Raw genomic sequence first — 10,519 nt, 5'->3', positions numbered from 1 at the left:
CCACGCCGCCGCCGGAGCGTGCCGCCGCCCCGGCGCCTCGGCGGGCCGGGGCGCCCGGGCGCTGGCGGCCGGGCGCCGGGGAGTGCTCCAGCACGCCGCCGAACAGATCGCCCTGGGACGGGGTGGCCGGCGGCAGGCTCTTCGGCCGCTCGGCGGCCGACGGCTCGGGAGCGGACTCCCAGCCGTCCTCGGACCCTCCGCCCTGCGACCGCCAGGCCGGCGGCTCCTCGCCGTAGCCGGGCTGGCGCTGGGGGTAGCCCTGGGGCTGCTCGTACCGGCCCGGCGGGTAGCCCTGGCCGTACGGCTGCTGCTGGTAGCCGCGCTGGTAGTCGGGCGCCGGGGGGTAGTCCTGAGCCGGCGGGTACTCCTGCGGCGCGGGGTAGTTCTCGGAGCGCGGCCAGCCGCCCTGGGCGTCCTGGCGGCCGCCGTACTCGGGGTCCTGCCGGTGCGCGGGCTGCTGCTGGGGGTGGGCCGCGATCGGGTGCGCGGACTGCGGATGGCCGGACTGGGGGTGACCGGACTGCTGCTGCGGATGGTCCGGCCGGTGCGGCCAGTCCTCGCCGGGGTGGCCCTGGTCGGGGTCCTGGCCGGAGTGCGGGTCGCCCTGGGGGGCCGGCTCGGCCCCCTGCCCGCCCGCCGCCGGGCCCGCGTTGGCGTCCACCATCACGGCGATCCGCACGGGGCGGCCGAACTCCCGCGACAGCGCGTCGCTCAGCTGCGGCAGCAGCCGGCCCTCCAGCACCTGCTTCGCGCGCTCGTTCGGTGCGGCCAGCAGGGCGGTGTCGTGCATCATCCACATGGGCTGCGTGCGCCGGAGCCACATCTTGTCGCTGTCCCCGACACTCGCGTCGTTGACCAGCCGCTCGACGACCGACGCCCAGACCGGGACGAGATCGCTGTTGACATCAGCCACTGGTGCACGCCTTCTCGTTCCCCGTCAGGGGGTGTCAAGGGACTTCGGGGGATGGTGGTCCGCCCCGAAGAACAAACCAGACAAGTCCTGCAACGGTAGTCAGCCGACAGAGCTGATTCAAGTTGTTGTCCACAGGCTGTGGGTATCGTGGAGCTGCGGCCCGGGCACAGGCCCGGGACCACCAGGTTTGACCCTCCACCCCTGGTCCGCGTACCGTAACCAGGTCGAGTTGTCGATGGCCGCTGCCGCATGTCCGCGGGTCCGCCCGCTTCCATGACGCGCGCAGCACGGGCGCCGTGGATTGCCTCAAACCCCAGCAGATCTGGGTCTTTGGGGCCGGATTTCCCATAGATGGGGGAGATCACGCGGACGCACGGTGACGGCCAAGCGAGACCCGGTCACCCTACGATTCACCTCAGGAGCCCCCGAGTGAGCAAGCGCACCTTCCAGCCGAACAACCGCCGTCGTGCCAAGACCCACGGCTTCCGGCTGCGGATGCGGACGCGTGCCGGCCGCGCCATCCTGGCCGCGCGCCGTGGCAAGGGCCGTTCCGCCCTGTCCGCCTGATTCACGCCAAGGGTCTGCAGTGCTGCCCTCCGAGCATCGGCTGCGGCGGCGCCAGGACTTCTCGATCGCGGTGAAACGCGGTCGTCGTGCCGGTCGGCCCCTGCTGGTCGTCCATCTCAGTAGAGATGGCGCCGTGACGGGACCGGCCGGCACGTTGAACGACTCCAGCCCGCACGTCGCCGAGGGGCTTCCTCCGGCGCGTGCGGGTTTCGTCGTCAGCAAGGCCGTCGGCCCCGCCGTGGTCCGCAATCTGGTCAAGCGCCGACTGCGGCATCTGGTCGGCGCACGTCTGTCCCGGCTGCCCGCAGGTAGCCTGGTGGTGGTACGCGCGCTGCCCGCTGCGGCAGCGGCCTCGTATCTCGAACTTGAGCACGACCTGGACGCGGCGCTCCGGCGCCTGCTCAGGGCGGAGCCGAGCGGCGGAGCGCCGACAGGAGCAGGGCGATGAAGTACCTGCTGATGGGGCTGATCAGGCTCTATCAGTGGACGATCAGTCCGCTGTTGGGCCCGGTCTGCCGTTATTACCCCTCGTGTTCGCACTACGGGTACGAGGCTGTGCGGCTGCACGGTGCGGTCAAGGGCAGTGGCCTGACCGCCTGGCGCATTCTGCGCTGCAATCCCTGGTCCCCCGGTGGGGTCGATCACGTTCCGCCGCGCAAGCATCCGGTGTGGCACCGCCGGCTGCGCAATCTGCTGAGCCCCACGAGCGGGACCGCCGGGCCTGAGCCGGTGGCGAAGCCCGATGCCCAAGGAGTCTGACCGGTGACTTTCGGTTTTCTGAGTCCCCTCTACACAGCGGTGTCCTGGATCATCGTCCAGTTTCACTCGCTGTACAGCCACATCTTCGATCCCAACGGTGGCTGGGCCTGGGGCCTGTCGATCGTCTCCATGGTGATCATCATCCGGATCTGCCTGATCCCGCTCTTCGTGAAGCAGATCAAGGCGACCCGGGCCATGCAGGCGATCCAGCCGAAGATGAAGGCCATCCAGGAGCGTTACAAGAACGACCGGCAGCGCCAGTCGGAAGAGATGATGAAGCTCTACAAGGAGGCGGGTACCAACCCCTTCTCGAGCTGTCTTCCGATCCTGGTCCAGGCCCCGTTCTTCACCGCGCTCTACGGCGTGCTGGCCTCGGTGGCCAAGGACAAGCCGATCGGTGTCATCAACGAGAGTCTGCTGGAGAGCGCCCAGCAGGCGCACATCTTCGGTGCTCCGCTGTCGGCCACCTTCCTCGGGTCGGACGAGCTCAGCGTCAAGATCGTCGTCGCGATCATGATCGTCCTGATGTCGCTGTCGCAGTTCATCACCCAGCGCCAGCTGATGACCAAGAACATGGACCTCACGGTCAAGACGCCGTTCATGCAGCAGCAGAAGATGCTGATGTACGTCTTCCCGATCATGTTCGCCGTGATGGGCATCAACTTCCCGGTCGGTGTGCTGGTCTACTGGCTCACCACCAACGTCTGGTCGATGGGCCAGCAGCTGATCGTCATCCACAACAACCCGACCCCGGGCAGCAAGGCCTTCGCGGAGCGCCAGGCGCGGCTGAAGAAGCAGGGCCGGCTCAACCCGGACGGCTCGGTGAAGAAGGTCGGCCTGCTCGCGACCATCTCGGGCGGCGGCGGCAAGTCGGCCTCGGCGGCGGTCAGCGCCGAGAGCGTGGTCGAGGACACCGTGCACGTGCGCCGGCAGCAGCCGCGCAAGCAGACCAAGGCCCAGCGGCAGGCCGCGGCCGGTCACACCGCCGGCACCACCGGCGCCGGGACCAGCCTGACCAAGGCGGACGAGCCCGAGGAGACCGCCGAGACCGCCGAGACCCCGGCCGGGACCGAGAGCAAGACCCCGGCGGCCCGGGCGGCCACGGCCAAGCCCGCGGGCCAGCGCCAGCAGCCGAAGCGCAGCGGACAGGGCGGCCAGCGGCCGAAGAAGAGGTCCTGACCGGTCCGGTCCGGGGACACCGGCCCCAGATCTTCGTTCTCGGCCCCATCCGAGGGCCCATTCCCGAAGGAGTCCAGCAGTGACGGAAGGCACCATCTCCGCGGTCGACACCGAGGCCGACGCCGAGGGCGGTAAGGGCACGCTCGCCCGCCTGGAGCAGGAGGGTGACATCGCGGCCGACTACCTGGAGGGTCTGCTCGACATCGCGGACCTCGACGGGGACATCGACATGGACGTGGAGGGCGACCGCGCCCTGGTCTCCATCGTCGGCGACGGCGCCGACCGCTCGCTGCAGCGTCTGGTCGGTCACGACGGCGAGGTGCTGGAGGCACTGCAGGAGCTGACCCGGCTGGCGGTCCACCGGGAGACCGGCGAGCGCAGCCGGCTGATGCTGGACATCGCCGGGTTCCGGGCGCGCAAGCGCACCGAGCTGGCCACCCTGGGCGCCGAGGCGGCCGAGCGGGTGAAGAGCTCGGGCGAGCAGGAGAAGCTGCGTCCGATGACCCCGTTCGAGCGCAAGGTGGTGCACGACGCCGTGGCCGCCGCGGGTCTGCGCAGCGAGTCCGAGGGCGAGGAGCCCGAGCGTTGCGTGGTCGTGCTGCCGCGCTGACGCCGGTGGCGGTCTGCTGATCGGCCCCGTCCGCTTCGCGCGGGCGGGGTCGTCCCCGTTGTGGCGAGCTTTCGGGCGGCCGGGTGGGGGCTGGATGTTTCACGTGAAACAGTGCTTGTACGGGTGGGGTGGATTTCGGTGAGCGGAGAGGTCGAGATGGACAGGGACGGCGTGGGCGCGGAGGACGACGTGGCGGAGGCCGCCGCGGCAGCGGACCTCGCCCAGGCTCCGGCGGTGGCGGCGGAGATCTTCGGTGACCGCTACCCGGTGGCCGTGCGGTACACCGAGCTGCTGGCCACGGCCGGGGTCCAGCGCGGGCTGATCGGTCCGCGGGAGGTGCCCCGGCTCTGGGACCGGCACGTGCTGAACTGCGCGGTGCTGGCCGAGCTGCTGCCCGAGGGGGCGACCCTCTGTGACGTCGGCTCCGGCGCCGGCCTGCCGGGCATCCCGGTCGCGATGGCCCGCCCCGACGTCTCGGTGACCCTGCTGGAGCCGCTGCTGCGGCGCACCACCTTCCTGGAGGAGGTGGTCCGGCTGCTCGGCCTGGAGAACGTCACGGTGCTGCGCGGCCGGGCCGAGGAGATGGTCGGCAAGCTGGCGGTCGACGTGGTGACCGCGCGCGCGGTCGCGCCACTGGACCGGCTGGCGGGCTGGGGGATGCCGCTGCTGCGGCCGTACGGGCAGATGCTGGCGCTCAAGGGCGACACGGCGGAGCAGGAGCTGACCGACTCGCGGGCCGCGCTGACGCGGCTGGGTGCGGTCGGCTGGTCGGTGCTGGCGGTCGGCGAGGGCACCCTGGAGACCTCCACCCGGGTGGTCCGGGTGGAGGCGGGGGAGAGCCCCGGCGGGGTCAAGGCCGCCACCCGGCGGGCCAAGGCCGCCCGGGCGGGACGCGGCGGCCGGCCCGGCGAGGGCGGTCGCGGCGGGGCCCGCCGCCGCCGCTGAACATCGAACGGACGCCGCGCGGACAGCCGGCGTCGCCCGGGTGCCCGGAGTGTCGGTCCGTCAGATTTCCGGCATTCCGGGCATCGTGTTTCACGTGAAACGTCGCTCCCTGCTTTCCGGAATCCTCGGCCGCAGCCGGGCGGTGACTGTTGCCGCTCCGGTTTCACGTGAAACACTGACCCCCATGCAGGACTCGGAGACCATCGACCTGATCGATGACACCCCCATCGCGCGGGCCGCGCAGGCGGCCGTCCAGGCCGTGGGGCGAACGGGAGAAGGGCTGCCCCGGCCGGCCGCCACCAGAGTGATGGTGGTGGCCAACCAGAAGGGCGGGGTGGGCAAGACCACCACCACCGTCAACCTGGCCGCCTCGCTGGCGCTGCACGGGCTGCGCGTGCTGGTGATCGACCTCGACCCGCAGGGCAACGCCTCCACCGCGCTGGGCATCGACCACCACGCCGAGGTGCCGTCCATCTACGACGTGCTGGTGGAGGGCAAGCCGCTGGCCGACGTGGTCCAGCCGGTGGTGGACGTGGAAGGGCTGTTCTGCTGCCCCGCCACCATCGACCTGGCCGGCGCGGAGATCGAGCTGGTCTCGCTGGTGGCCCGGGAGAGCCGGCTGCAGCGGGCCATTGCCGCGTACGAGCAGCCGCTGGACTACATCCTGATCGACTGCCCGCCCTCGCTCGGCCTGCTGACGGTCAACGCCCTGGTGGCCGGCCAGGAGGTGCTGATCCCGATCCAGTGCGAGTACTACGCGCTGGAGGGCCTCGGGCAGCTGCTGCGCAACGTCGAGCTGGTCCGCGCGCACCTCAACCCGGTGCTGCACGTCTCCACCATCCTGCTCACCATGTACGACGCCCGGACCCGGCTCGCCTCGCAGGTGGCCGAGGAGGTCCGGACCCACTTCGAGCGCGAGGTGCTGAGCACCGCGATCCCGCGCTCGGTGCGGATCTCGGAGGCGCCGAGCTACGGGCAGACCGTCCTCACCTACGACCCCGGTTCGACGGGTGCGCTGTCGTACCTGGAGGCCGCCCGCGAACTCGCGCTCCGCGGCGCACCCGGGGCCGCGGAGGCACCGGCCGCCGGTTTCGGCGGGGTGGGCCAGCAGCGGAACGGCGCGGGCGGGCAGCCGGCGCCGGTGGCACAGCACAGCACGGAGGAGAACCGGTGAGCACGCGCAGAGGGCTGGGACGGGGGCTGGGAGCACTGATCCCGGCCACCTCGCCGGCCGCAGCGACCGCGGCAGGGCAGGCCGCGGGCCAGGAGACCGCCACGGTGGCCCCGGCCCGGACGCCCGGGACCGACGGATCCGCCGCCGTGCCGGCCGGCCGCGGCACGGTGGCGGCCAAGGCCGCCGCGGAGAGCCTGCGGGAGCTGGCGGCGGAGGCACTTCCGCGCAGCACGATGGAGGCCGTGCTGGCTCCCGTGCACGGCGCCCGGTTCGTCGAGCTGCCGCTGGACGACATCCGGCCGAACCCGCGCCAGCCCCGTGAGTACTTCGACGAGGACAAGCTGGCCGAGCTGGTCGCCTCGATCAAGGAGGTGGGCCTGCTCCAGCCGGTGGTGGTCCGCCAGGTCGGTGCGGACCGCTACGAGCTGATCATGGGCGAGCGCCGCTGGCGGGCCTCGCGGGAGGCCGGCCTCGACCTGATCCCGGCGATCGTGCGGGCCACCGAGGACGACAAGCTGCTGCTGGACGCGCTGCTGGAGAACCTGCACCGCGCCGAGCTCAACCCGCTGGAGGAGGCCGCCGCCTACGACCAGCTGCTGCGGGACTTCTCCTGCACCCACGACGAGCTGGCGGACCGGATCGGCCGCTCCCGCTCGCACGTCTCCAACACCCTGCGGCTGCTGAAGCTGCCGCCGCCGGTGCAGAGCCGGGTGGCGGGCGGGATCCTGAGCGCGGGCCACGCGCGGGCGCTGCTCGCCCTGCACGACGCCGAGCAGCAGGAGCGGCTGGCCACCCGGATCAACGCGGAGGGGCTCTCGGTGCGGACCACCGAGGAGATCGTCCAGCTGATGAACCGGCCGGAGGAGCAGGACCGGGCACGACCGGCCGCTCCCAAGGCGGGCAAGCTGCTGTCGCCCGCCTTCAACGAGCTGGCCGGCCGGCTCTCGGACCGCTTCGACACCCGGGTCAAGGTCGAGGTCTCGCAGCGGAACGGGAAGCTGGGCAAGGGCAAGGTGGTCCTGGAGTTCGCCTCGGTCGAGGACCTGAACCGGATCCTGGACGGGCTGGCGCCCGGCGAGGAAGGGCTGCGGCTGTCGCAGGGCTGAGCCGCGCGCCGGTGGTGATGGCTGGTTGTGGGTGCATGTTTCACGTGAAACGTGCACCCACTTCGTCTGGGTAGGAAGCTCGGAGGTGGGCGGCCGTCCCAGGGGGATCCGGCTGCCCGGGCTGACGAGGAGGTGTGGGGGAGTGGGACGCAGGATCGCTCCGCTGACGCTGGACAATCTCCCGGACCTGCCGGTGGGGTGCCGGTCCTGTGTCTTCTGGGAGCTGGACCCGGTGAGCGCGCGGGTGGCGGTGGAGGCGGGCAAGGCCGAGCAGGAGAAGGAGACCTGGATCTCGGCCGTGCTGCTGGAGTGGGGGACATGCGGCCGGGTGGCCTACGTCGACGGCCGGCCGGCGGGGTTCGTGCTGTACGCGCCGCCGGCCTACGTGCCGCGGTCGCAGTCCTTCCCGACCAGTCCGGTCTCGCCGGACGCCGTGCAGCTGATGGTCAGCCGGGTGCTCCCGGGCTACCAGGACCAGGGGCTGGGGCGGGTGCTGGTCCAGGCGGCCGCGAAGGACCTGATCGCCCGGGGGTTCAAGGCGATCGAGGCGTTCGGCGCCGCCGGCCGGGAGACCCCCAGCTGTGTCCTGCCCGCCGAGCACCTGCTCGCGGTCGGGTTCAGGACGGTGCGTCCGCACCACCGCCATCCGCGGCTCCGGCTGGAGGCGCGCACCACGCTCTCGTGGAAGGGCGACGTGGAGGGCGCGATCGAGCGGCTGCTGGGCGGAGCGCGCAAGGAACCGGCCCTCAGGCCGTTCTGAGCGTTCCCGGAGCACCCCGGAGCACGACGCCTGCCGCAGAAGGCACGAGGTACGGCGGAGGGCGGTCCCCAGGTCTGGGGACCGCCCTCCGCCGTACCGGCCGTCCCCGCGTGGGTACGGCCACGGTGCTCAGAGCCCGAGGAACTCCGACAGCTCGCGCAGCAGCGCCACCTTGGGACGCGCGCCGGTGATGGTCTTCACCAGCTCGCCGTTCTGGTAGACGTTGAGCGTCGGGATGGAGATCACGTTGTAGCGGGCCGCGGTCTCCTGGTTGGCGTCGACGTCCAGCTTGGCGATGGTGATCGCGTCGCCGTGCTCGGCCGCGATCTCCTCCAGGATGGGGGCGACCTGACGGCACGGGCCGCACCAGGTGGCCCAGAAGTCGACCAGGACGGGCTTGTCGCTCTTGAGGACGTCGGCGTCGAAGGTCGCGTCGGTCACGGTGATGGTGGCGCCGGCCACGGGAACTCCTAAGGGTCACGTACGGGTGGTGCCGGACCGGGTGTGGGACGGCTCGGCACCTTCGAGAGGGACAACAACGGCGGGTGCCGTTCTGTTTCTCGGGTGGGGGCTGGTCCTGCGGCGCCCTTCCGCAGGGTGTTTCACGTGGAACGTCGGGCGCCGGGGTGGGACCGGGCGCCCGGACCGGAGGGTCCGGGCGCGTCGGGATCGCTGCCTCAGACCGCGACGGCGGCGGCCTGGGCCTCCAGGTCGGCGAGCGAGGCGAGGTAGCGCTCCGCGTCCAGCGCGGCGGCGCAGCCGGTGCCGGCCGCGGTGATGGCCTGGCGGTAGGTGTGGTCGACCACGTCGCCGGCGGCGAAGACGCCGGGGATGTTGGTCCGGGTCGAGGGGGCCTCGACCTTGAGGTAGCCCTCGGCGTCCAGGTCGAGCTGGCCGGTGAACAGGTCGGTCCGCGGGTCGTGGCCGATGGCGATGAACAGGCCGGTGACGGCCAGCTCGCGGGTGTCGCCGGTGGTGGTGTCGCGCAGGGTCAGACCGGTGAGCTTCGGGTCGCCGTGGATCTCCTCGACCGCGCTGTCCCAGGCGAAGCTGATCTTCGGGTCGGCGAAGGCGCGCTCCTGCATGGCCTTGGAGGCGCGCAGGCTGTCCCGGCGGTGGACGACGGTGACGCTGCGGGCGAACCGGGAGAGGAAGGTGGCCTCCTCCAGCGCGGTGTCGCCGCCGCCGACCACGGCGATGTCCTGGTCACGGAAGAAGAAACCGTCACAGGTGGCGCACCACGAGACGCCGCGGCCGGAGAGGGCGTCCTCCCGGGGCAGGCCGAGCTTGCGGTGCTGCGAGCCGGTGGCGACGATCACCGCGCGGGCGCGGTGCACGGTGCCCTCGGAGTCGGTGACGGTCTTGATGTCGCCGGTCAGGTCGACCGCGACGATGTCGTCCGGGACGAGCTCGGCGCCGAACTTCTCGGCCTGGGCCCGCATGCCGTCCATCAGCTCGGGGCCCATGATGCCGTCGCGGAAGCCGGGGAAGTTCTCCACCTCGGTGGTGTTCATCAGGGCGCCGCCGGCCGTCACGGCACCCTCGAAGACGAGGGGCTTGAGGGAGGCTCGGGCGGTGTAGAGCGCAGCGGTGTACCCGGAGGGCCCGGAACCGATGATGATCACATTACGGACGTCGCTCACTGCATCTCCTGGTTCGCATCGCGACCCGCGCATCTGCGGGGAGGGCGGTCCTGCTCCGCCGCCCGGGACAACGACTGACCAGTCTCCCGCATTCCCAGGCGCCGACGCACCAGCCGCCCGCAGTGCGGGCATGTCGGGCGGCGGAACGGCTCGATCCTGAGGCGACGGTCGTGATATCCCTTTTGTCCGCAGGTCCACCGGCGGGCGGCCCGGGGTCGGGTCAGGGCGCCGGGACGCTCCGGTGCAGCAGGACGGTGGCACCGGGGCAGTCGGGGGTCACCAGATAGACGTCGACCTGGTCGGTGCGGCCGGGCAGCGGATAGACCAGGGCCGTGACGGCCGCGGCGCCGTAGCGGCCCGGTCCGGCCGCCAGCGGGGCCTGGCCGGGGTGGCCGGCCGCCAGGGCGACACAGGCCGGCAACCGGGTCGCCGCGTCCTGGCCTCCGCCGTCGGTGGTCGTGGCCCCGCTGTCGGGGCTGCCGGCGTCGGTACCCGAGCCCTTGGGGGGAGTGGGTGCGGTGGAGGCGGTCCCGGTCGCGCCCGTCCCGCCGTCGGGCCGGAGGGCACGGGGGGATTCGGGGGCCGGTCCGGTGGCCTGGCCGAGCAGCTGGCGCACCTGGGCGGCCAACTGGTCCTCGCGGTACTCCGGCAGGGCGTCGGCGGCCTTCGGGGAACGCGCGCCGGGGGCGAGCGCGGCACTGTGCCCGCTGTCCGAGCCGGCCGCGGATGTCGCCGCGCTGCTGCCGCTGTCCCAGGGCCGGGCGTACAGCAGGGAGCCGAGGGTCACCGCGGCGGTCAGTACGGCGGTGCCCAGCAGGATCCGCCGGGTCCGGCGGCGACGGGCGCGGCCCGGGCCGGACGCG

Annotated in this window: 11 protein-coding genes and 2 pseudogenes; 9 read left to right on the top strand and 4 right to left on the bottom strand. The window is 72.3% G+C overall.

What is annotated here, in order from left to right; translation table 11 throughout:
* A pseudogene (locus AA75_RS28765) lies at positions 1-913 on the bottom strand (hypothetical protein); the annotation flags it as partial.
* Positions 914-1,342: 429 nt separating this feature from the next.
* Here AA75_RS28765 and rpmH point away from each other — a divergent pair.
* The 9 genes from rpmH to AA75_RS28720 all read left to right on the top strand — a co-directional run bounded on the left by rpmH (position 1,343) and on the right by AA75_RS28720 (position 8,013).
* Positions 1,343-1,480, top strand: a complete 138-nt coding sequence (rpmH, locus tag AA75_RS28760; protein WP_033823201.1) for a 50S ribosomal protein L34 — start codon at positions 1,343-1,345, stop codon at positions 1,478-1,480.
* Between the two features lie 19 nt (positions 1,481-1,499).
* Positions 1,500-1,928: a ribonuclease P protein component gene (gene rnpA, locus AA75_RS46105; RefSeq protein WP_082526890.1), complete on the top strand. Its 429-nt coding sequence runs from the start codon at positions 1,500-1,502 to the stop codon at positions 1,926-1,928.
* Entirely contained in the window at positions 1,925-2,239 is a 315-nt protein-coding gene (gene yidD / locus AA75_RS28750) for a membrane protein insertion efficiency factor YidD (protein ID WP_033823200.1), read from the top strand. The genes rnpA and yidD overlap by 4 nt, the downstream gene beginning before the upstream one ends.
* Before the next feature lie 3 nt (positions 2,240-2,242).
* The gene (yidC, locus tag AA75_RS28745) at positions 2,243-3,418 is read left to right on the top strand and encodes a membrane protein insertase YidC (protein WP_033823199.1); all 1,176 of its coding nucleotides are present in this window, start codon (positions 2,243-2,245) and stop codon (positions 3,416-3,418) included.
* 79 nt (positions 3,419-3,497) lie between these two features.
* A complete protein-coding gene (locus AA75_RS28740) occupies positions 3,498-4,028 on the top strand; it encodes a R3H domain-containing nucleic acid-binding protein (protein WP_033823198.1) in 531 nt (176 codons plus the stop codon).
* Between the two features lie 156 nt (positions 4,029-4,184).
* Complete coding sequence (gene rsmG, locus AA75_RS28735) at positions 4,185-4,973, top strand: 16S rRNA (guanine(527)-N(7))-methyltransferase RsmG (RefSeq protein WP_051813616.1); 789 nt, start codon at positions 4,185-4,187, stop codon at positions 4,971-4,973.
* 184 nt (positions 4,974-5,157) lie between these two features.
* Positions 5,158-6,147, top strand: coding sequence for a ParA family protein (locus tag AA75_RS28730; protein WP_304441503.1), 990 nt, complete (start codon positions 5,158-5,160; stop codon positions 6,145-6,147).
* Positions 6,144-7,253 carry a ParB/RepB/Spo0J family partition protein gene (locus AA75_RS28725; protein ID WP_033823197.1) on the top strand — a complete coding sequence of 370 codons (1,110 nt, stop codon included), beginning with the start codon at positions 6,144-6,146 and terminating at the stop codon, positions 7,251-7,253. Before AA75_RS28730 ends, AA75_RS28725 begins: the two co-directional genes overlap by 4 nt.
* Positions 7,254-7,395: 142 nt before the next feature.
* A complete protein-coding gene (locus AA75_RS28720) occupies positions 7,396-8,013 on the top strand; it encodes a GNAT family N-acetyltransferase (RefSeq protein WP_033823196.1) in 618 nt (205 codons plus the stop codon).
* A 129-nt stretch (positions 8,014-8,142) separates the two neighbouring features.
* On the opposite strand, the gene trxA is transcribed toward AA75_RS28720, so the two are convergent.
* The 3 genes and pseudogenes from trxA to AA75_RS49885 form a co-directional block, all read right to left on the bottom strand.
* On the bottom strand, positions 8,143-8,475 hold the full coding sequence (gene trxA, locus AA75_RS28715) for a thioredoxin (RefSeq protein WP_033823195.1): 333 nt from the start codon (positions 8,473-8,475) through the stop codon (positions 8,143-8,145).
* A 215-nt stretch (positions 8,476-8,690) separates the two neighbouring features.
* Positions 8,691-9,656 (bottom strand): thioredoxin-disulfide reductase, encoded by a 966-nt coding sequence (trxB, locus tag AA75_RS28710; protein ID WP_033823194.1) that lies wholly within the window; start codon positions 9,654-9,656, stop codon positions 8,691-8,693.
* A gap of 220 nt (positions 9,657-9,876) precedes the next feature.
* A pseudogene (locus AA75_RS49885) lies at positions 9,877-10,519 on the bottom strand (hypothetical protein); the annotation flags it as partial.

This window comes from Kitasatospora sp. MBT63 (assembly GCF_000710465.2).
In the GTDB taxonomy this organism is placed as follows: Bacteria; Actinomycetota; Actinomycetes; order Streptomycetales; family Streptomycetaceae; genus Kitasatospora.
The sequence above is the reverse complement of the archived record's forward strand: the minus strand, read 5'-3'. Positions and strand labels throughout refer to the sequence as shown.

What these genes read in the sequence shown, in the direction of transcription:
- yidD (WP_033823200.1), top strand. Translation starts at nt 1,925, where the DNA reads ATGAAGTACCTGCTGATGGGGCTGATCAGGCTCTATCAGTGGACGATC.
- rsmG (WP_051813616.1), top strand. Translation starts at nt 4,185, where the DNA reads ATGGACAGGGACGGCGTGGGCGCGGAGGACGACGTGGCGGAGGCCGCC.
- AA75_RS28730 (WP_304441503.1), top strand. Translation starts at nt 5,158, where the DNA reads ATGCAGGACTCGGAGACCATCGACCTGATCGATGACACCCCCATCGCG.